This window comes from Exobacillus caeni (assembly GCF_005747095.1).
Taxonomy (GTDB): domain Bacteria; phylum Bacillota; class Bacilli; order Bacillales; family Guptibacillaceae; genus Exobacillus; species Exobacillus caeni.
In genome coordinates this window covers 1-21,196 of sequence record NZ_SWLG01000035.1, presented here as the reverse complement: position 1 = coordinate 21,196, position 21,196 = coordinate 1, and the positions used below count along the sequence as shown (strand labels likewise).

Here is a 21,196-nt window from a genome sequence, read left to right as displayed (position 1 = left end):
CTTGGCCATAGAAAAACCCCCTCCAAGTATCATTCTTTCCTTCATGGTATCATGAAGGTTTTTTTGAATGTCTACTTAAAGGGGATAATATCAGTCTCCCCGGTTTTTCCTTTATTTAATCAATTGCTTGATGGCTTCACTCAAGCTGCCTGAATAAGTGACGTCCAATTCCTGGCCTTCATTGTTTAAATGAAAAGCATGCTGCGGTTTTAAACCCGTAATAAAGCACTGTGCCCCCATGATCCCGAATTCTTTGATCAAGCTTTGGAATGCATCAACGCCATCTTCTGCAAATTCGCCTACACCATTAAAATCAATCAGAATCCGATCATACGAAACATCGTAACATCTAGTAATCAGCCTATTCTGGTTCACTTCTATCAATTCTTTATCTACTGTTCCAAATAACGAAAGCAGCCCTGTATCAGGGGTAAGGGATATCAAGGGGGAAGACAGCTCTTTTATCTTTGTAAGCGCTTGTTCGATCTGCTCTTTCTTCTCAAACAGCTCAAAATCTGTTTCGGCTATCCTGTTTCTATGCTTTTCAACAAGCAGCATCAAATCCTCGATCCTGGAATCCTGTTCTATACAGAGCATATGCCCCTGTCCATCCATCCATCGAACAGAGACATTAAATAATGAAATAGGCGAATGATTCGTTCGCAGCACAAGTTCTGTTTCAACCCTCGGCCTTTGTTTCAACTTCTGTTCGGCTTTGTTTCTGCTGTCCCCATCTACTAGCTCCATCCAATTGGAAGCAGGTCCGAATAACTCTTTTGATTGCTTTGACAGTGATAGAATCTTAAACTGCTCATCTATTTTAAAATATGGATAAGGCAGGTTATCAATTTCTGGCATTTTCCCGCACTCCATAGCCGGTTTCCTGCAGAAACGCTTCTATATCTTCCAGGCATTTTAAGATTCTAGTTTCCGTCGAACAATATAAAGAGAAATCATAGGCACTGGTTAACCTGCCGCCGACCATGATAGTGGGCTGATGTTTTAGGCTTTCCAGCGCTTTTACATACTGCTCTAACCGCTCTGCGTGATAAACGATCGTAAGAGATAAGCCGATTACCTCTGGCTCCCAATCTTCGGCTATTTTTTCCGCATATTCAAGAGGTAGGTTAGCACCAAGCAGCCTTGTTTCCCAGCCGTACTCTTCAAACAGCAAAGCAACCATTTTCAACCCGATATAATGCTGTTCTTGCTCTAAACATAAAAACAAAGCTTTTCGCCGGGGATAGTCTGTTTGCTTAAATTCTTTCTTTTTCACAAAGTGGTAACGGGTTAATATAAAATCACATGTGGTCGTAGCTAAATGTTCATCTGCAACCGTAATTTCATCTTTTTCCCATAACTCTCCTATACGCCTCATCGCTTCGGTAATCAACGAATGGTATATTTGGAGACTATCTTGGCCCTGCTCTATTTGGTTGTCGATAATATCCCAGGCGGCATCCTGATCACCGGCCAATAATTGTTTTGTTAGTTCCTGTACATCATGGTGCACTCCATCACCTCATTTTTGCTGGCTGATTGTGGCTTTTTCTTTCGATAAAGATTCATTTGCCTTTTGCAGCATATGGATATAAGCTTCTTGCTCATCAGACTGCTCTTCTTTCCAAACGCTCTTTTTGATTCTATTAAAATTATCTATGAGATGTTCGCTCTTCATTCCTCTAGACGTTAAAACACCGTTTAACCAGTTGGCATAGTCGATAAAAAATTGGTCATTTTTCATTTTGTATGCAGTATGCAGCTGGTGAAAGTGATGCTGATTATCTTCCCGGCATTTTTCTCTGCCTCTCTCGCCATATCGTTCTAAGAGTTCCGGGTAATCCTGGTAGATTCCCTCAGTAATTTCGTCGATCATTCTTTCTACATTGGATTGTTTCACTATTCTGCCACCACCTTAAAGCGCTGAACTTTAGGCTTTACCGAAGCAAGTTCCTGATCCGGATAATTTTTCTCAAGATCGTGAACACGTTTGTACGCATCACTCGTTACCCAGTTCAAGTAATCTTGTTTTGATTCCCACTGCATGTGAACGGTCAGTTCTTCGGGCTTTTGCTCATTTTGCAAGAGCTGGAAGGAGATAAAACCCTTGTAATCATCGACTAGCTTTGAACGCTTTTGGTAAATCCCAATTACCTCTTCTGCTTTTTCCACCGGTACATTAACGATCGAATTTACGATGTACATCTTTACACCCACCTTTTTGCCAGGCTTTCCTGTATTTTTTTTCCTTATTTTTCAATCATTTCCCTCTTTATTACGCAGGATTTTTCACCTGGAAAAGAGAACGGGCAAACAAACCGATCGCGGCAGATAAAAAATAAAGGATGGCGGCTAGCAGATACGCTGCCGATACTCCGTAACTTTCAGCTACTGCTCCCATTGCAAGTACCGACAGGCCAAAGAGCGAATAAACAATCGTGTTCCTTGCTGCATAAGCCTTTGCCATCCTTCGTTCATCTGTAACGGTTTGGAAAATCGTAATCTGTGCGATATCGCGTATGCTATAAGCTGGCCCCATGGTGATACATAAGAGCAACGCCACCCACGGAACTGGAATTTGAGAAAAAAGGAAAGTAAAAAAAGACATGCTTAAGCCCCCAATTACAATCGCTTTTCCAAGATTTGCGTTCAACCATTTAGATGCCCAGACCGCGAGTAAGCCCCCGCTTATTGTTCCAATATAATAACTCGTATTCATAAAGCCCCAAAAACTTTCATCACGTCCCAGAAACTCCCGGGCAAAAACCAGCATCAATGCTCCAGTCCAAACACCGTTAGCAAGTGTTTCAACGATATCCATGCAGGTTGTTGTTCGAAGGGCTCTCTTATGCCAGATCTCACTCCATCCTTCTTTCATTCTCTCAGCCAGGCTAGTACTGGTTTCCATTTCAAGGTTTTCCTTATCTCTTATTTTCACCTTAAGAATCGAAACCGTTGAAAGAGAGAATAATAGGATGGTTATACCTAGAGTAACATAACTGCCCAGACTGGCAACTGAAACACCTCCCGCAGACCATCCCAGTAAAAATACAGCCTGGTCAGTGGAAGATAGTAATGCATTTGCTTTTGAAAGCTCTTGTTTCATAACCAGGGCCGGGATAAGAGCCTGTCTGGCTGGTGTTGTCCATCCGTCTATAAAGGAAATAAGAAAGATGAAGCTTAAAATCACCGGAAGGGACAGTCCCGTGCTTAACATGAAGTAAAGCGTTAATAAAACGAAGGTTTTTAGGCCCTGGCAAAGAAGTAATATTTTTCTTAAACCGAAGCGATCCAGGACCATCGGTGCGACAAGCCCGCTGGCAAGCTGCGCGACAGAGGAAGTAAACGGGACCAGCGCAGCACTCGCAGGGGAATTAGTGCTGTTATATATAATCGCAACGATTGCAACGATATAAAGAACGTCACCAAGGTTAGCCATCGACTGGCCGAACCATAAGCTCCTAAAAGAAGTGTTAAAGCCAATTTTCCTATTTTCACCTATCATTTTTTATATGTTCATCCTTGTTTCTTGGAAAAGAATCGGGTTTAGAATACCAGCCAAAAATGGCCGCACATACATCTTCATCCATATCCTGAACCATGAAATGCCGTCCTGAAAGGCTTGAGAGAATTGAAATCTGATAAGAAGCAAGCCTTTTTCTCTTTTGAAAATAGGACATTTTGATAATAGAAGACTGGATTCTCCTCCTCGGTGTCAAAACAGTTACTCTGCCAAACTTACGGAATTGCAATGTTAAAAAAGAACCGTTAATATTCCAGCCTGCATCTTTATATCGCAGGTACCCGACCAGAACCGCGCCCCCAAGCAAGACAAGGGAAAGTTTTCCATAAGGGACGAAAATCATGACAGGAACGACGATGATTGCAACCGGAAGCAATACCCTGATGATATACCTCCACACGGATCTGGACGGTAAAGCATTCACTTCCAACGTCGAGTGAAATTCCGGGACTACTTCTGCTAAAAAAGATGCCACGTTCTTTTTTCGCATAATCGGAAAAAGTACGGTAGAAAACTTTTCTTCCTTTCCTCCGCCTCCTCCGCTTTCAACATGTAACGCAGCATAACCAAAAGGCTGCCTGAAAAGGCCTTCAACCATACGGACGGCCTGGATTCGATTTACAGGAATGGTGAGCTGCCTGCGCTCAAGCAGCCCTCTTTCAATGATCAGATCACTTCCGGAGCGAACCAGTGTAAACCTTCCATATTGCAAAAGAACACCTGTAATAGACAACACCCAGGACACGAACAAAACGATCAATACAACGGAAACGATGAGCGCTATACTCGATTGGATGAGCTGTTCCGTTAAGGTGATAAAGAAGGCATCCGGGATAAAGTTATCGATCTGGGAACCAAATGCCGCTACAAAAGACAAAGCGACACCTATCCCGCTTGAAGTGGATGCTGCGATAAGCAGGTCTTTTCTGGATAGCTTTTTCATAATAGCCTGCTTGCCTGGTTCTTCTTGATCATCCAGTTCTTTATCCGCACTCTTTTTTTCTGTAAGCTGATGCCTTAGGGTTTCTCCATCGTCTTTTGTCACAGCAGACAGGACCGCTTCCGGTTCATCTCCGCCGCCTGCTGTTTCAATCTGAATTTTAACCAGTCCAAACAACCGTTGAACAACACCCTGTGAAAAGTCGATCGATTGAATTCTTTCCATGGGGATATAACGCCTCTTTTTAACAAAGACCCCCTGTTCGATTCGAAGCTCTCCTTCTTCCACACGATATGTAAAAAAGAACCACTTTAAGGCCCCGATAATAAGAGACAGTACAAGCAGCCCAACAATGGCCAGCGCATACCAACCGGTAAACTCATTGTTTTCCCTTCCTATGAAAAGAAAGACGATAAAGGGGATCGCTAACTCTCTAAGCTGACGCAGCAAGCCCAACACGAGCGCTACTGGATGAAGCCTTTTCGGATTAGACATCATCTGTCGCCACCCTTGCAAGCTGTGAAATATGGTCACGAAGCCCATCAGCCACTTCATTTGATAGAGCGGGAATCTCATGAACCGTTGCTGCTGTGGAGACGGTAACGGTAGATAATTTATAGGATCGCAACAAGGGGCCCTGCTTTGTATCCACGTGCTGAACACGCACCATCGGAATCAACGTCCTTCGGATGATAAACACGCCATGCATGAGTTCAATCTCATGCTCCGATACATGATAGCGCCATCTCTTCCAGCGAAGCTTCGGCAACAGAAAGACTTCTAACAATAGTTCAATAATAAAAAGAAGCACAACCATGACACTGATCCAATCAGGCAGATCCACATAATATGAAACGGCAAAATAACCAGCCAATAACAACAGGGCCAAAAATGAATGGATCGCTCCAGTTATCCTCCATACTGTTAATGCCTTTTGGTTGATGCGCTGGGATGGAATTGGGCGCACGTTTAACCCCCCTCTTTCTAATCATCTTTGTTATACGATAATTTTACTTTGACCAATGTTTCTATAAAGACACGCATCACCTATATTGCCTTAATAGTATCTTATTAATCTGATGTTAACAATGAAAGGGATAGCCTTGAAAACAAAAAAAACCCATCTAAGAAGATTCTTAAATGGGAAGTAAAGGGGGGGACAAAACTATGAAAAATCGAAATCAAACCTGTTCGGTCGTTGCTGAGAAGAAACCTCACGGATACTAATAATAGATTTACTGTCATGGTCCCATACAGCAATGGTCTGAATTTCTGGATTATACAGTGAGAAGTGAGTGTCCGAGCTTTCAAAAATTTGTCCGCTTGGAACCCGATATTTATTAATCTTTCCACTTTCCATTGAAATATACACGAGTTGGTCACTTTTCCCTGTCTTGCCGTTCAGTCCGTGGACAACTAATTCATCTCTCCGTATGTACAATCTTCGTGGAGAAAAATCCAGCTCTGCCAGGCATGCGATTTCGAAATCCTCTTTAATACACAAGATTTTATCCGTAACAGAAGAATGGATGGAAATAGCCGCTACACAAATCCCCTGCTCGGTAGAAAGCAGGTTTACAGGTGAAAACCCCTTGCCTAGCTTAATATCCGTGCTTTCATTCTTTTCATAGATTGTTAAAACGGCTTGATCGGTTTCCACCTGATAGTAGGAAATGTATAATGCATTTTCCCCTTTTTCAAGGTCGCAAAAAATGCCGTCTACTTCCCAGCTTTCCATTATTTCAGGATTCACCTTAGAGAATTGATAGACCCAGCCCTGCCATCCTTCCCCTTCACAGGCAACATAGATAGCGTCCTCGAATTCATAAAAGCTTGGTTTTCCATTAACAGTGAAGTTCTTTAAGATTCCGCTCATCTGGTCAAATACGTAGATTGTCACTTGATGTTTATCCGCTTTTTTCGTAAACCAGTAATTATTGTTAGAATCCATCAAGACTTCCGAAAAACCTTCGTTTGCAACAGACGTGTTGGGCTCGGAATTCCAGAGATTAAAACAAAGTGTATTCGCTTTTTTCTTTCTATCAATCTTCTCAATATGCTGTGGAAGAAGAGATCTTCTTTTCTTTTCTAACCGAATCATTTTGTTCCCCTCCGTTATGCTTCCTCTTTTACTAAGAATCTTCCTGATGACTGACCTACAATGTAAGGGGTGCCATTTCACTTTTCCTCTATCAATCAGGAGTGCTTCTTTTTAAGTAAGCTCCTGTAAAACAAAACCACTTTTTATAAGAGGTATATTTCTGCTCTTATCTAAAAAACAGTACTAATCTCACAAGATGAACACTACATCGATTTCAGTAGTAATCTTTTCAAAAGCGTTGAAGCTCACGCAAAAAATTTATAAATATTCATTTTTCTGTTTGGTTTGTTACTAATAGTTTAGCAGAGAATATAAGGATTAGGTATTGGGAAATAAACCTCACTTTCCGCCTATAAAAGGGAGGTTTTTTTATCAACTTTCCCAAGTTAGGAAAACCGATCAAAGGTCTTTCGCCCCAAACCCCTGAAAATAGAAATAGGAAAAACGGAGCATCATTCGTTTTTTGAAGACGCTCCGTTTTGAATAAATACTCTTATTTAACTGTTATACAATTTATCTTGGCCGATCTAACGGAAGTTCAGAGAGCGCTCTAACCAGTTCCTCGCCCATCAGTCTGGATGACTCTGGGCCCCTGCTTGTAATAATTTGATTATCTGCCCAATAACCGAGTGCTTCTTTATCTAAATCGGAATCATAATCTGCAATTTTGCTCAACTCTTCTTCAAGGCTGAAAGGCAAGTACTCTTTGATTTCTTCTGGTTCCATTTTTTCTGGATAGCCTGTCACCTGCTTGCCTGCTATAATGCTTTTTCCGTTCTGGTCTTTCGTCCAGATCAAGGCGGCTGGACCATGGCATTCTGCTGCCACGATGCCTCCTGTTTCATAAATTGTATTGATCGTTTTCTCTAACTCTTCGTTTTTCGTTAAGTCGAACATAGCCCCATGGCCGCCAACAATCAAAATCGCATCATACTCTTTTGGAAAAACTTCTTTTAGCTTTTTAGTGTCATTTGCAATGCCTTTCAAATAAAGCGCCTTAAACTCTCCGTTAGGATCTGCTTCATCCGATAGGCTAAGCTTATCGATTTCTGCTTTCCCTCCTTCTGGAGAAGCAAGAACAACTTCATGTCCGGCATTTTCGAGGATTTCCTTGGGAACGAATAATTCCTCCCCCCACCATCCAGTTTCATAGCCGTCCGTTTTATAACCATTAGATATAACTGTTAATACCTTTGCCATTGCGTTAACCTCCTTGCCTTGTTCATTTTCTAGAAGATTTCATGACATCTACATGAAAGCCTCCTAAAATACTATTACCGCCATAACCTGCAATCAAACCGAAACATACACATTGAAGAGGGTTAACAATAATCTTTCCCGCCAACGGCAAGTTTTCTTTGCGCACTTTCACCTATACCAAAAGTATCATTGTGTTTTATCAGAAGGCATATTAAATTACAAAAGCATGACCTTCCATCTATTTTTCGTTACCTTTCTAGAAACATATTGCGAATTTAAAAAATGGCATGTATTGTAAATACGATTGAAAGAATCTAAATTTTCAAATATCTAGAACTTGCCGTCTTTTTAGAACGAACTGAGATAAATTTAGGAGGAAAATGGTCATGAAGGACTCATCCTTTGTTAAAAAGCTGGATCATGTTTATGAAGAGTTAGACATTTACCGTTCCGTTATGGAATACTCCAGTGACTTAATCTCACTTCTTTCCCAGGAAGGAAAATTTGTTTATGCATCACCTGCGAGTTTTAAACTGCTGGGTTACGACCCACAAGAACTAATAGACCTTTCTTTTTATGACTTCTGCCATCCAGAGGACCTGGAAAAATTACGTATCTTTTTAACCCGGATGCAAAGAAAGGACTTTGCCACGATAACATACCGTACCCGCAGGCGTGAAGGAGACTATATCTGGCTGGAGTCAACCGCGCACAGTATCCATACGAATCAAACAGAAGAAGCAAAATATCTATGTATTTCAAGGGATATCACAGACCGGAAGCTTGCAGAAGAAGAGATTAAAGAAAGCGAAGAAAAGTATCGTTTATTAGTAGAACACTCCCATGACACAATAGGTGTACTCACCAATGAAGGTTTCTGCATTTATATCAATGAGACGGGAAAAAAGCTATTAGGGATTACCGGAAAAGGAGAAGTGATCGGAAAATCGATTACCAACTTTATTCACCCGGACGACCATCGGACCTTTAACAAGTTTATCGCCAGGAACCGCGAAGGCCGATTTCCTACATCCGAAATATTTGAACTGCAGGTGGTTCGACCCGATCTCGAATCGAAACAAGTCGAAATGAAATTGATTCCTACCCTCTACAAAGGCCGAAGAACCCAGCAAATGATTATCAGGGATATTACCGATCGGAAAAAGACAGAAGAAATGCTCCAAAAAGCAGAAAAGCTTTCTGTAGTAGGCCAATTAGCCGCCGGCATCGCTCATGAGATCCGCAACCCCCTGACAGCGATCAAAGGATTTACCCAGCTGCTAAACGGAGATAACGAAAATGATTATGTAGATGTTATTTTAAATGAACTGGATAGGGTCGAAACGATCGTCAGTGATCTATTAGTTCTGGCCAAGCCCCAAATAGTAAATCTAGAACACGTTGATCTCAGTGAACTTCTAAAAAGCGTCGCCACTCTATTAAACACACAGGCCATCCTTCATAAAGTGGAAATTGAAACCGTCATATTTAAACCGAAAAGCCTCCATATCGATGGAGAACGCGACAAACTAAAACAGGTGTTTATCAACATCGTTAAGAATGCGATCGAAGCGATGCCTGATGGGGGGAAAATCGTTATAAAGGCGATGACCGCACAGAAAGGGAAAATTTCAATCCAGATCATCGACCAGGGGACAGGCATTCCGCCGGGGCGTCTGGAAAAGCTCGGAGAACCTTTTTACAGCACTAAAGAAAAAGGAACAGGCCTCGGGCTTATGATCTGTAACAAAATCATTAAGAATCACAGAGGGTCGCTAAATATAAAAAGCAAACTTAACGAGGGAACTATCGTAGAGATTTTGCTGCCTAAAAATCTAAAAACAAAACAGATGTAAAAGAGGCAATCATCAAAAGATTGCCTTTAAACATTGTCAGGCGGAACCCATTGCTCAGGCATAGGTTCAATCAGTTCAATAATTTCCCTGTTCGGTCCATAAAGAAATGCATTCTTCCAGCCGTTTTCTAGCAAGGTAGGTCCTTCTATCACACCACCTTGCTTTATTACTTTCTTGGATAGATAGTTTTCAATGTTCTCCACCTCAAAAGCAATGTGCATGTTTGCTCCGTTTGATCGGTGGCGTTCTTCTGTTTCTACAATTTCCAGTCTCGTTCCGCATTCCAGTATGAGAAAAACTAATTCTTCTCCCTGTAAAGAAAGCTCTCTTTCCACCTTGAAACCAAGTGCTTTATAAAAACGAACAGATTCTGAGATGTTCGTTGTTTCTATGCCAGCGTGATGGAATTTCATACTTGCCACTCCCCTTATTTAACAGGAATCAGAGAATTAAGTTTATGTCCCCGAATTCATGCCATAGATACTTTCTTTCAATCGCCTCCTGATATGCGTTATGAAGATAGCCGGGGTCGATAAAGGCGGAGAGCATATCAAGGTGGCTGGCCTCCGGTTCATGAAAGCCTGTAATCAATCCATCAGCTATCTTTAGATCATACTCTGGATGGATGTAGAGGTTAGTCCATCCGCTGCTTTTTTCAAGTTGACCTGATGGGTCCACAGCGGTTTCCAACGCCCGCACTACGGTAGTACCAACCGCGATCACCCTTCCTCCTGCCGTTTTGGTTTCATTAATCATTCGTGCAGCTTCTTCAGAGATGTGATACGCTTCCTCATTTTGCTCAGGGCTTTGATGCCACTTATCATCCAGCAAATAAGTCAGCCCTGTATGAAGGTGGATGAATGCGATTTTGACTCCTTTCTTTTGCAGCTTAAACAAAATTTCCCATGTGAAAGCTCTTCCAGCTGAGGCCATCTCCACTGAACCAGGGATGTTCCCGTAGACGGTCTGGTAATAATCGAGAGGCCAGTCATTTTTAATATACTCATATCTCACCGGCTCCCCCAGTTCATATATCTGGTCAAACAACAGAGGTCCGGAAAGAGAAAAGGAAACTGTTGCAAAAGGACTGTTAGCGTTTACTTTTGAGACTGTTCCAAAAAGGGTAGTGGAAAAGGCCAGCAAGTCCCCCTCAGTTAAATCTTCTGCAACAATCAAGCATTCCCAGGTCGAGTCGTCCAACTTCCGCGCCAGCCTTACTTCTGTCTCATCAGAATTTCTGTTTCCTTCCCTGTTCAAGCTTGCGTACAGTACGGCAGGAACTGTTCTGCTTGCATTGAGGACGAGAAGGTCTCCTTTTTTTAGATAATCTTCCAAACGGTTGAAGCGGTCATGCTGTGTAACGCCGCTTTTTCTGCCAAGGATCAGCATTCTTACATGGTCTCTGCGAACCCCTCTTCTTTCAGGAGGAACAGCAGCATTTAGAATGTCCGGGACTTCAAACTTGATGGTAGGTGCAAGCATCATCCTTCCCTTCCTTCCAGAATAAATTCCTGTGCTTTTAATCGCTTCCCGTTCGTGCCTTTCGCATCTTCAGAAGCAAGGTATAAAAACACATCTGTTAAATCCTCGGGATCGGCCAGCTCATAATCGCAATCAGGCACTGCCAGATCATGCATTTCGGTATCCATCTCTCCAGGATCTACCATGTTGATCCGGACGCCGGTTCCCTCTACTTCCTCTGCCCAGATTTCCGTGAGTCCTTCAAGGGCAAATTTAGAAACACCATATGCTCCCCAGCCTTCATAGCCGATATGCCCCGCTTCTGAGGTTACGTTAATAACAGAGCCGCTATTTCGCTGCAGCATACCGGGAAGCACCCTTCTAGTTGCTAAAAATGGACCTGCAGCATTTACCCGCAGTACTTCAAGGAAGTCTTCTTCCGGGTAATCAAGCAGGTAAGGCATAGGACTCGGCCCCAACATGGAAGCGTTATTAACCAGTACATCAATCCTTCCAAAAGCAGCTTCGACCATAGCCACAAATCGTTCTACATCTCTCGGCAAGGAAGCGTCTGCTGCAACCGCAAGTACATTCGCCCCTAATGCTTCAAGCTCGTCTGCCGTTTGATGGAGCTGTTCTTTTCCTCTGGCACAAATCGCAAGGTTAGCTCCCTGTTTCGCAAAAGCCTTTGCTATCGCTTTTCCAAGCCCTTTTGACGCTCCTGTAATCATGACAACCTTTTTATCATTCATTATTAGCCTCTCCCTTTTATTCGTTTTAACTTTTGGCCTGCTGTTTGAATATGTTTCTCCCTTATAGATACAGCGAAGCAAATGTGATCAACTTCATTTCTTACCCTTATCCTACTAACAAACCGCTCTCCTTTCTTCGGCGATTGGGTGGATTTTGATATACAAAAAAAGTCTTACCTCTACAGTAAGACTTCTACGACTTTTGATGTATGCTGTTAGATCAGCCGAAAACTTGATTCGTTCAGCAGCTCAATATCATTTCTCTTTTTAATGTTTTCCATTAGGTGAAACAGTGCTTCATCCTTTCGTTTGGCTTCGATCATACAGTCGACTTGCCTCACACTTCCCTTGATCGCATGAAGAAAATCAAAGAACATGCCGGGATCAATGTAATCGGCATGGCTGCGAAACTCTTTCTCGCTTTTCGGACTGGAGATATGCATCTTTATCGGCAGCGAAGACTGGGACCAGGTTTTTACAACTCTTTCCCAATCCTCTTCCCAGTTCTGATTTTTATGATGAGCAAGGTGGTGATGATAATCAAAGACAAGAGGAATCCCTAGCTTTTCACATAAAAATAACGTATCGGAAAGATGAAAGGTCGTATCATCATTTTCAAGCATAATCGATTTCTGGATTTCATAGGGCACGAACATCCAGTTATAAATAAAACGCTCCAATGCCTTTTCCCTGTCTTGATAAGCACCGCCTATATGGATAACACATCGTTGATCCGGATCGATACCCATCTCCTTCAGCAATTTAACATGCATGCCGAGTGTGACGACCGAAGTTTTTAAAATATCTTTTTTGGGAGAATTCAATAAAACAAAGTGATCCGGGTGAAAATCGATTCTCATTTTATGTTTCGCGATATAGTCACCGATTTCATTCAATATTTCTGTAAGAGGTGCAAGATAATTCCATCCTTCCAACTCTTCATGGTTAGCAAGCGGAATCAACCTTGAACTCAATCGAAAAAATGAAATATCGTTAGCATGGTTATGTTTAAGGAGCCGCAGGCAATTGGCAAGATTTGATCGGGCAATCCTCTCAAGCTTTCGAACAGCAGCTTCTTTGTCAGGGATTTTACTGAATTGAGCGTATGTCATTGTCTGGGATGGAGAGCTGTTCTGCAATTGCATGCTCATCGCAACATACCCGAGTCGTACGATCGTCAAGTCGGTCCCCTTCTTTCTTCTTTTACATCGTTTCCTATAGATTGCCCAAAAGCTGGTTCTTCATCGAGATTTTATTAAATATGTAGTGCTTTACTGCAAAGAAAGGTAAAATGAAAACAACAGTATCACCATTTAACTGACAAGATTCTGGATCTTCTGTAGAAAGCGGTTACAATAGTCCGCTTTGCTTTCCATATCACCGAGCTAACAAAAAACCAATTTTGAAGATAAAACGCTGACAGAGCGCAAAATATAAGTACAAAGGGGTAAAGAAATGTCTATTAAAATCATTACTGACAGTAGTGTTGACCTGCCTGAAGAATTGCTTCAGCAGCACAATATTTCTGTAGTTCCGTTAAACATTCACTTTCAGGATAAAAACTATAAAGCTGGAGTCGATATTGATACACCGACATTTTATGAAAAGATGAAAACGGCAAAAGAACTTCCAAAATCTTCTGCACCCGCACCACAGGATTTTATAGAAAAGTTTAACGAGACGGATGAACAGGACGAACTTGTAGTGCTTTCTCTTTCAAAAGGCATCAGCAGTACATTTGAAAATGCAGTCCTGGCCAAGACGATGTTTCTGGAGGATCACCCGGACCGCTCGATCGAAATAATTAATACAAAATCTGCTTCCGCCGGTCTTGGACTACTCGTTCTAAAAGCTGCCGAAATGGTTGAAGCAGGAAACTCATTTCAGGAAATCGTATCTTCTATCCAGGATGATGTGGATGATCTTATGACGATGTTTGTGCTGGATACGTTAGAAAATGTTATAAAAGGCGGCCGTCTTGATAAAGTGAAAGGAAAAATTGCCTCCGCGCTCAACATCAAGCTTTTATTGAGAGCAAGCGAAGAAGGAACGATCGAAATGATCGATAAAGTAAGGGGAAACAAGCGTGCCATTCGTGAATTCATCGATCGGATCGGAAAATATGGCCATAACCTTGAAACGAAAGTTCTGGCGATCGCCCACAGTAATTGTGAAGATAAAGCCAGAGCTTTAATGGAACAAATTCAAGAGCGTTATAAAGTGAAACGAGTTATTCTCTCTTCCATGGGTCCTTTAATCGGGACCTATGCTGGAGAAGGCGCCCTTCTTGTGGCGTTTCAAAAGAACTAGCCATGAAATAACCGCAGGAGTATGGATGAAGCTTAATTCTAGTAACAGTGATTCAAGATAAACAAATATAGAATTTAGCTGGTTGCCTTTGCTGGAAGTATTTCCCCATTAACCTAACAGCATCACTCTTGCTCTAGCGGAGAAGAATACACGAAGACTCCTAAGGTAGCATGAACAACAAAACTTACAAAAAGCTCCAAAAGAAAAATCCGAACTGATTCGAATTCTGTTGAAGAATTTTGAATCATAGTTCGGATTTTCTTTCGGCCAAATACGTTTGTCACAGCCTCTTTTTTCTATTTATATTTTTCATTAAAGGAAATGAATGACCATTCAGCGAATAAGTGGAGTAGAAGTCTAAGAAAACGGAGGAGAAAAATGGAGATTACTAAGCTGTTTGAACCGCTTCAACTTGCTGACGTCACGCTACATAACCGGGTGATAATGGGTTCGATGCACCTTGGATTAGAAGGAATGGAAGAAAGCGAAGAAGCACTGATCTCATTTTATACGGAAAGATCGGGAAAAAACGGCCCTGGCCTCATTATAACTGGCGGAATCGCTGTTTCTCCTGAAGGGGAAGGCGGTTCCCACTTCATGGGCTTTTATAACAAAGACCATTGCAAAACGATGCAAAAGCTTACAGATAAGGTACACGAAGCAAACGGCAAAATCGCTGCCCAGCTTTTCCACGCTGGCAGATATGCATACTCTGCACTAACCGGAAAGGAAGCAGTGGCTCCTTCTCCGCTTAAATCATTGATCCACCCGGCTCCGCCAAGGGAACTGACCGGGACAGAGATCGAAAACCTTATTAAATCTTTCGCCGAATCTGCTCTTAAAGCAAAACAACTAGGATTTGATGCGGTGGAGATTATGGGTTCTGAAGGATATCTGCTTAACCAATTTCTATCACCTGTGACCAATATACGCTCAGACCAGTGGGGTGGAAGCTTTGAAAAACGATCCCGCTTTCCATTGGCCGTTTTGGAAGCTGTTCGACAGAAAGTAGGCTCTGAATACCCTGTTCTATTCCGCCTTTCCGGAAATGATCTAATGCCAGGAAGTACCACGGAAGAAGAAACCTGTTTGTTTGCTAAAATGACAGAAAAGGCGGGGGCAGATGCTATCAATGTTGGTATAGGCTGGCATGAATCGAGGGTACCGACAATTTCGATGATGGTTCCAAGAGCAGGCTTTATCGATATTGCTTCAAAAATAAAACAAACGGTGTCCATTCCGGTAATAGGAAGCAACCGGATCAATGACCCAATCCTTGCAGAAGAAATTTTACAAACCAATAAAGCAGATCTTATTTCAATGGCCCGGCCGTTTCTCGCTGATCCCGCTATTTTACAAAAAGCACAAGAAAAACGATTCAATTTTATTAATACATGTATCGCCTGCAATCAGGCCTGCCTGGACCATGCGTTCGAAGGAAAGCCTGTTTCCTGCCTCGTCAACCCAAGAGCAGGAAGGGAATCTAAATGGAAGCATACAAAGGCCACTGCCAGGCAAACAGTCATTGTTATCGGAGGCGGTGCTGCCGGAATGGAGGCTGCCCGCTCCCAGGCGGAACAGGGCCATACTGTTCACCTGTTTGAGAAAACGGATAAACTGGGGGGACAGCTTAACCTCGCTAAAAAGGTACCGGGTAAAGAAGAATTCTATGAAACGATTCGATATTACACACATGAACTAAACCGGCTTGGGGTCCACATCCATCTAAATAAAGCAGCAACGGATGAAGAATTAAACCATCACTCCCCTGATCGTATCATCGTCGCTACTGGTGTAACGCCCCGAATACCAGGCATCGAAGGTATAGATGGAGAAAACGTCGTAACCTATGCGCAGGTTCTTTCCAACGAAGCAGTGTTGGGAAAAAGGATAGCTGTAATAGGTGCAGGGGGAATCGGATGTGACATCGCTCATTATCTTTTAGAGCAAAAAGGCGTGGAAGAAATCACCCTTTTGCGAAGGAACGGAAAAATGGGGGAAGGACTCGGAAAAACGACAAAGTGGGCGTTATTAAGCCACTTGAGGCAAAAAGGCGTAAAGTTTGTAACCGATCTCACCTATAAACAAATTACCGAAAAGGGAATCGAAATCGTGTCTAGTAAAACGGGGGAAACCGAACTCATTCAAGCCGATACGATCATCCTTGCAGCAGGCCAGGAATCAGTAAATCCAGCGTTATCGGAAATTACGAAAGTTGATATAATCGGCGGTGCCCGCCTCGCGGGTGAGCTTGATGCAAAACGTGCTATCTATGAGGGGGCAAGACTCGCCTACGAAGAACAGGTTACCTCTTAGTAAATAGCAAAAAAAATCAATATAAAAAGCGGGAGGCAATCTTCCCGCTTTTTATTCATCCTATTTTTGCTCCTTTTTTAACATTCTGATCTGGCTGCAACAGTACTACTCCTTCATCTGAATAAATGCCCATAACAAGAATCTCTGATTTAAAAGACGCAATTTGCATAGGAGGAAAATTCACCACTGCGATAACCTGCTTGCCCATAAGACTGCTTTTATCGTATAAATCTGTAATCTGGGCGCTTGATTTTTTAATCCCCAATTCGTCTCCAAGGTCTACCCATAGCTGGTATGCTGGTTTTCTTGCTTCAGGAAAATCCTTTACATCCACGACTTCTCCTACGCGAATATCGAGCTTCATAAAATCATCAAAGGTCGCCATGAAAATTTCCTCCTTACTTCTTTATGCCCTCAAACAGTTTTTCCACTAATTCCGGCAGCCATTCTTCTGTTTTACTGAATGTAAATCCCGCTTTTTGTGCTTTATTTGTAGCCATTACCCACGATTCCGGTAATGCGTATGGAGAATAAACATCCTCTGTCGTTTCGTTAATAATGGTAGCCTTTTTATTCACCGTTTTTTCAATCAAGTTTATTAACTGCTCTAAGGAAACCTCAGAGGAACATGCATTAACTGGACCCTTTATGTCATTTTGTCCTGCCCACTTCAAAAAAGAAGCTGCTTCTTCGGAAGAAATAAAAGATAACTTTGCTTTTATATTCGGCAAAAAGATCGGCTTTTCTTTATAAACCTGTTCAATATAGTAAAATAATCTATTCGTATAATCGTCCGCTCCGAGTACAATAGGGAATCTGACAGCGACTACAGGAAAGGAAGCTTTCATTAAAATCGCCTCCGCGATTCGCTTGCCTTCCTTGTAAGAAAAATCATCCTGGTCCCCTCTTAAAATCGAATAAGCAAAAGGATTAAAATCCTCCTCTGTTAACGGTTCTTCGCTAAAGTCATAAACCGATTCTGAAGAAGTAAACACATACTTGTCCGTTCTTTCATCGAATACCATACAGGAATCGATCGCCTGATTTGGCGAATAGCAGATTTGATCATACACGATATCCCATCTATCATTTTCAACTGTTTTTTCTAATGAATCTGCATCGTTTCGATCTATGATAAAGCGCCCTACTTTATCTCCAAAGTTATCCTCTGTTACTCCCCTTGTCGCGATGCTCACATCATGCCCCTCACTGAGCAGCTGGTTTACTAAACGCCGCCCAAAAAAGCGGGTTCCTCCCAGTACAAGAATTTTCATCTATCAAACTCCTTTTGCTTTTGCAGATTTTTTAGTCCGTTTCCCTTGTTTCATACTTATTGTAACGATAAAAACAAGCCAATGATATACTTCACTACTAATTGTATGTTTTCCTTTCTTTTTCTTAACACCTGTTGCAAAAGCTCCGACAATGAGGCTAAAAGTCCCAGCAATAATATGCAGGATAAGCGAAAACTATTCTATGAACACAACCATGTGAGTCTTCCCCCTTTTGCAGCCTTAAAAACATACAGTTCTATCCAAATATAATTCTTTGTCTTTCTCTTTACTCCACGCATTAAAAGCTATATTTTCCATACAGCGAAAAAAAGCAGCTGTGGTCGCTGCTTTATCTGGAGACAGGAAGTGAAATGGTTATCGTCGTCCCTTCCCCTTCTTTGCTAGTAATAGCCATTTTTCCTTTGTGTGCTTCAATAATCATTTTGCTGATTAATAGCCCAAGGCCAGTTCCCTTTTCCTTTGTAGTATAAAAAGGTTTCCCTATTTGATGAAGGTGGGAATCTGGAATACCACAACCATTATCCTTGAATGCTATTAGGATCTCGCTATCGTTTTTTGTAACATTTATATGAACATGCCCGCCCATTACCATTGCTTCCATCGCATTTTTCAAAATATTTATAAAGACCTGTTTAAGCCGCTTCTCATCAATCTCAACATAAGGAAGATTTGATTCGATTTCTGTTGTTACCTGAACCTGGTATGTTTCACATTCTTTTCTCAGAAGATCAAGGACACCCTCAATAACATCCTCTATCTGTTCTTCTTTAAATTCGAACGTGAGTGGCCTCGCACTGCTTCCGATTACTTCAAGGATATATTCCATTCTCTCAAGCTCAGACATTATGATATTACAGTGTTCATCCTTGTTTTCAGAACCATTTTGGATCAGCTTTGTGAATCCCTTTAAGGTTGTAAGTTGATTCTTAATTTCATGTGCTGCTCCCGCCGCAATAAGGGCAGTTTCATTCTTCTCTTGTTCTGCTTTATTGTCGCGTGCAACCAGGAATACCCCTTCGACTCCAGTCTCCCCTTTTGCCGGAAACAGTTTAGCATGTAAATGGACCATATCCCCGGATTTTGTTTTGATTTTCATCTGCTGCTCTGTTGTCTCGCCGTTAAGAGCTTTTTCAAATCCCCGGGAAAATAAAAATCTCGTTTCTTTATCCACCATTTCATTAAAAGATTGGTGGGTGATCTCTCGTGCAATATATCCGGTTACTCTTTCTGCCACCTGGTTAAAGAGTTGCACCTTCTTTTGTTTGGACAGAAGGCAAACCACATCTGGATGGTTTTCGAAAAATGCCGTATGGAATGGTTGCTTGCTGCTTTCCTTGTAATTTTTATAGGACGGAAAATCCATTTTAACATTTGGCTGGTTCTGTTCCATGACATCCCCTGCTTTCAGATTTTTACGGAATCTATGTCGAAAAAGCTCATATGTTTGTAGAATTATGTAGAAATATTTTTCTTCCTTACTTCTAAGGTATCAAAAATTGGACTCTTCGTGTATTGGGAAATATACTATACTAAAATAGGGAGATACTCGGGGTAAAACTTGAACAACTTTCCTGACTTTCTTGATAGATAGAGGAGAACATAAAATGAACGAAGGAAAACTGCGTTATTACCGAAAATTAAAAGGGCTAACCCAGGAACAATTGGCCCATGGTATCTGTTCCGTATCTTATTTAAGTAAAATAGAAAACGGTTCGGCTCAATCAAGCGACAACATTATTAACCTCTTATTTGAACGGCTTGGAATCTCCGTTGAAAAAAAAGAGAAGAAAAACCACGAAGCAACAGAAGCATTATTGTATGAGTGGTATAACTATACAAAGGCAAGAAACCAGGAGAAAGCTTTAGCGTGGAAAGAAAAAGTTGAAGCAGCTAAGTTCTCACAATGGCCTCCGGAATTACTATCTAAATACAACTTATTTTTGCTTCGTTACTATTTACTAACACTTGAAATAGATAAAGCCGAGAAGATCGTAAAGAAACTCCAACAATCAAAAGAGCATTTTAGTTATGAACTTTCTTACTATTATCATGCTTTCCTTGGAATCCTTGAATTCAAGAAACAAAACTTAAACGGTTCAAAAGGGCACTATAAGAAAGCTGAACAGATAGGAAGCAACATTGGAATTAAAAGCACTGAACTGGCAGAACTTTATTATTTAACCGCCTTAACGGAAGCAGGGTTGCATAACCAAACCGTAGCGATTCCCTATGCCTCACGAGCGATCAAAATATTTGATGAGGAATACAATTTTGTGCGGAGTGCTGACAGCCATATTCTTCTAGGGATTATCTATAGAAGAATCTCCCAATACCAACTAGCTGAAGATCATTTTCAGAAAGCCCTTAAAGTAACTGACTTTTTTTCCGAAAATATATTCGATAAAAGAAGAAAAGGCCTTATCTCGCATAATCTGGGCTATCTGTATTCCTGTATGAACAAATCAAACAAAGCAATCGATTATTACTTAAAAGCACTTGATCTCTCATCTAAGGATCATGAGCAGAATGATATTATGACGATCTACTTGCTCGCAAAAGAATATTACAAGATCCAGGCTATCGAAGAGGCCAAAGAATGGGCCGAAAAGGGAATGGAGCTTGTTGAAAAATATAACGATAGAAAATACTGTTACTATTTAAAAGTCCTTGATCATCAAATAAATAAAAATAAAAATGAAGACTATGAAGAGCTGTTGCGAAATGAAGCCATTCCTTACTTTACCGAATCAAAAAACTGGTTAATAGTAGCGGAAATGGCCCAGTTTCTGGCTGATTACTATTTTGAAAAATTTCAATATAAAAGTGCAAGCGAATATTACCGCCTTGTCATCGATGCAAAAGAAAAAGTAGTGTAAAAAAGGCTCTTTTCGCATACTTTGTTGATTAATAAGCTTCACATTAGAGATGAACTGCGACGCAATTGCAGCATTGATTTCCACTCCGGGCAGTTCGCTTTCCACGGGCAACGCTTCAGCTGTTGCTTTTCCCGCAGGACAAGGAAGGCTTCGGCAGCGTTATATCTCACGAAGGAAATGTGAATACATTTTCGAGGAGTCGACTGCCCTCCTCTTCAATCAATTGACGTTTTTCAAACATCTGGAACATCAAAGCATAGCTCAGCGGAGGAAATACACGTAGACTCCTGCGGGACAGCGAAGACGTTGAGACCCCGCAAGGAGCGTTTTGTGCGAGTGAGGAGGCTCAGCGCGAGCCCGCGGAAAGCGTAGTGTATTTCCGCAGCGGTCATCCATCCGTTATGTCGCAGTTTATCGCTTTTGTGCAAAAACAACAATCCTTTAGAAAAGAGCCAAAAAAAAAGCCATCGCAATGATATTATCCCCTTTAAGTAGACATTCAAAAAAACCTTCATGATACCATGAAGGAAAGAATGATACTTGGAGGGGGTTTTTCTATGGCCAAG

The 21,196-nt window shown here is 41.6% G+C and carries 20 protein-coding genes; 4 read left to right on the top strand and 16 right to left on the bottom strand.

Translation table 11 applies throughout. The annotated features are described in order from the left end of the window. Positions 1 to 111: 111 nt before the first annotated feature. From FCL54_RS23140 to FCL54_RS23100, 9 genes are all read right to left on the bottom strand, one after another. The gene (locus FCL54_RS23140) at positions 112 to 858 is read right to left on the bottom strand and encodes an STAS domain-containing protein (RefSeq protein WP_138129660.1); all 747 of its coding nucleotides are present in this window, start codon (positions 856 to 858) and stop codon (positions 112 to 114) included. Continuing rightward, positions 845 to 1,513 (bottom strand): cobalamin B12-binding domain-containing protein, encoded by a 669-nt coding sequence (locus tag FCL54_RS23135; protein WP_138129659.1) that lies wholly within the window; start codon positions 1,511 to 1,513, stop codon positions 845 to 847. The genes FCL54_RS23140 and FCL54_RS23135 overlap by 14 nt, the downstream gene beginning before the upstream one ends. Positions 1,514 to 1,522: 9 nt before the next feature. Then, complete coding sequence (locus tag FCL54_RS23130; protein WP_246055440.1) at positions 1,523 to 1,900, bottom strand: hypothetical protein; 378 nt, start codon at positions 1,898 to 1,900, stop codon at positions 1,523 to 1,525. Next, on the bottom strand, positions 1,900 to 2,205 hold the full coding sequence (locus FCL54_RS23125) for an antibiotic biosynthesis monooxygenase family protein (RefSeq protein ID WP_138129658.1): 306 nt from the start codon (positions 2,203 to 2,205) through the stop codon (positions 1,900 to 1,902). The genes FCL54_RS23130 and FCL54_RS23125 overlap by 1 nt, the downstream gene beginning before the upstream one ends. Positions 2,206 to 2,275: 70 nt before the next feature. Then, entirely contained in the window at positions 2,276 to 3,505 is a 1,230-nt protein-coding gene (locus FCL54_RS23120) for an MFS transporter (RefSeq protein ID WP_138129657.1), read from the bottom strand. Further along, the gene (locus FCL54_RS23115; RefSeq protein ID WP_171016989.1) at positions 3,495 to 4,958 is read right to left on the bottom strand and encodes a PH domain-containing protein; all 1,464 of its coding nucleotides are present in this window, start codon (positions 4,956 to 4,958) and stop codon (positions 3,495 to 3,497) included. The genes FCL54_RS23120 and FCL54_RS23115 overlap by 11 nt, the downstream gene beginning before the upstream one ends. After that, a complete protein-coding gene (locus FCL54_RS23110) occupies positions 4,951 to 5,430 on the bottom strand; it encodes a PH domain-containing protein (protein ID WP_138129655.1) in 480 nt (159 codons plus the stop codon). The genes FCL54_RS23115 and FCL54_RS23110 overlap by 8 nt, the downstream gene beginning before the upstream one ends. Before the next feature lie 198 nt (positions 5,431 to 5,628). Further along, positions 5,629 to 6,564, bottom strand: a complete 936-nt coding sequence (locus tag FCL54_RS23105; protein WP_138129654.1) for a hypothetical protein — start codon at positions 6,562 to 6,564, stop codon at positions 5,629 to 5,631. 513 nt (positions 6,565 to 7,077) lie between these two features. Then, positions 7,078 to 7,764, bottom strand: coding sequence for a type 1 glutamine amidotransferase domain-containing protein (locus FCL54_RS23100; RefSeq protein ID WP_138129653.1), 687 nt, complete (start codon positions 7,762 to 7,764; stop codon positions 7,078 to 7,080). Positions 7,765 to 8,150: 386 nt separating this feature from the next. Here FCL54_RS23100 and FCL54_RS23095 point away from each other — a divergent pair, with 386 nt between their 5' ends. Continuing rightward, the gene (locus FCL54_RS23095; protein WP_171016988.1) at positions 8,151 to 9,620 is read left to right on the top strand and encodes a PAS domain-containing sensor histidine kinase; all 1,470 of its coding nucleotides are present in this window, start codon (positions 8,151 to 8,153) and stop codon (positions 9,618 to 9,620) included. A gap of 26 nt (positions 9,621 to 9,646) precedes the next feature. Here the strand turns inward: FCL54_RS23095 and FCL54_RS23090 are convergent, their stop codons facing one another. The 4 genes from FCL54_RS23090 to uvsE all read right to left on the bottom strand — a co-directional run bounded on the left by FCL54_RS23090 (position 9,647) and on the right by uvsE (position 13,014). Beyond that, positions 9,647 to 10,033: a VOC family protein gene (locus FCL54_RS23090; RefSeq protein ID WP_138129651.1), complete on the bottom strand. Its 387-nt coding sequence runs from the start codon at positions 10,031 to 10,033 to the stop codon at positions 9,647 to 9,649. Positions 10,034 to 10,061: 28 nt separating this feature from the next. Further along, complete coding sequence (locus tag FCL54_RS23085) at positions 10,062 to 11,105, bottom strand: S-adenosylmethionine:tRNA ribosyltransferase-isomerase (RefSeq protein ID WP_246055439.1); 1,044 nt, start codon at positions 11,103 to 11,105, stop codon at positions 10,062 to 10,064. Next, complete coding sequence (locus FCL54_RS23080; protein WP_138129650.1) at positions 11,102 to 11,833, bottom strand: SDR family NAD(P)-dependent oxidoreductase; 732 nt, start codon at positions 11,831 to 11,833, stop codon at positions 11,102 to 11,104. Before FCL54_RS23080 ends, FCL54_RS23085 begins: the two co-directional genes overlap by 4 nt. 215 nt (positions 11,834 to 12,048) lie before the next feature. Continuing rightward, positions 12,049 to 13,014 carry a UV DNA damage repair endonuclease UvsE gene (uvsE, locus tag FCL54_RS23075; protein ID WP_138129649.1) on the bottom strand — a complete coding sequence of 322 codons (966 nt, stop codon included), beginning with the start codon at positions 13,012 to 13,014 and terminating at the stop codon, positions 12,049 to 12,051. Between the two features lie 274 nt (positions 13,015 to 13,288). Here uvsE and FCL54_RS23070 point away from each other — a divergent pair, with 274 nt between their 5' ends. Both FCL54_RS23070 and FCL54_RS23065 read left to right on the top strand, forming a co-directional pair. Then, complete coding sequence (locus FCL54_RS23070; RefSeq protein WP_138129648.1) at positions 13,289 to 14,143, top strand: DegV family protein; 855 nt, start codon at positions 13,289 to 13,291, stop codon at positions 14,141 to 14,143. Positions 14,144 to 14,521: 378 nt separating this feature from the next. Beyond that, positions 14,522 to 16,459 (top strand): NADPH-dependent 2,4-dienoyl-CoA reductase, encoded by a 1,938-nt coding sequence (locus tag FCL54_RS23065; protein ID WP_138129647.1) that lies wholly within the window; start codon positions 14,522 to 14,524, stop codon positions 16,457 to 16,459. A 55-nt stretch (positions 16,460 to 16,514) separates the two neighbouring features. Here the strand turns inward: FCL54_RS23065 and FCL54_RS23060 are convergent, their stop codons facing one another. From FCL54_RS23060 to FCL54_RS23050, 3 genes are all read right to left on the bottom strand, one after another. After that, entirely contained in the window at positions 16,515 to 16,844 is a 330-nt protein-coding gene (locus FCL54_RS23060; protein ID WP_138129646.1) for a tRNA-binding protein, read from the bottom strand. Positions 16,845 to 16,857: 13 nt separating this feature from the next. Beyond that, positions 16,858 to 17,733, bottom strand: a complete 876-nt coding sequence (locus FCL54_RS23055; protein ID WP_138129645.1) for an NAD-dependent epimerase/dehydratase family protein — start codon at positions 17,731 to 17,733, stop codon at positions 16,858 to 16,860. Positions 17,734 to 18,082: 349 nt separating this feature from the next. After that, positions 18,083 to 19,144, bottom strand: a complete 1,062-nt coding sequence (locus FCL54_RS23050) for an ATP-binding protein (RefSeq protein WP_138129644.1) — start codon at positions 19,142 to 19,144, stop codon at positions 18,083 to 18,085. Positions 19,145 to 19,358: 214 nt separating this feature from the next. Between FCL54_RS23050 and FCL54_RS23045 the strand changes: the two genes are divergently transcribed. After that, positions 19,359 to 20,630, top strand: coding sequence for a helix-turn-helix domain-containing protein (locus tag FCL54_RS23045; protein WP_138129643.1), 1,272 nt, complete (start codon positions 19,359 to 19,361; stop codon positions 20,628 to 20,630). Positions 20,631 to 21,196: the final 566 nt, after the last annotated feature.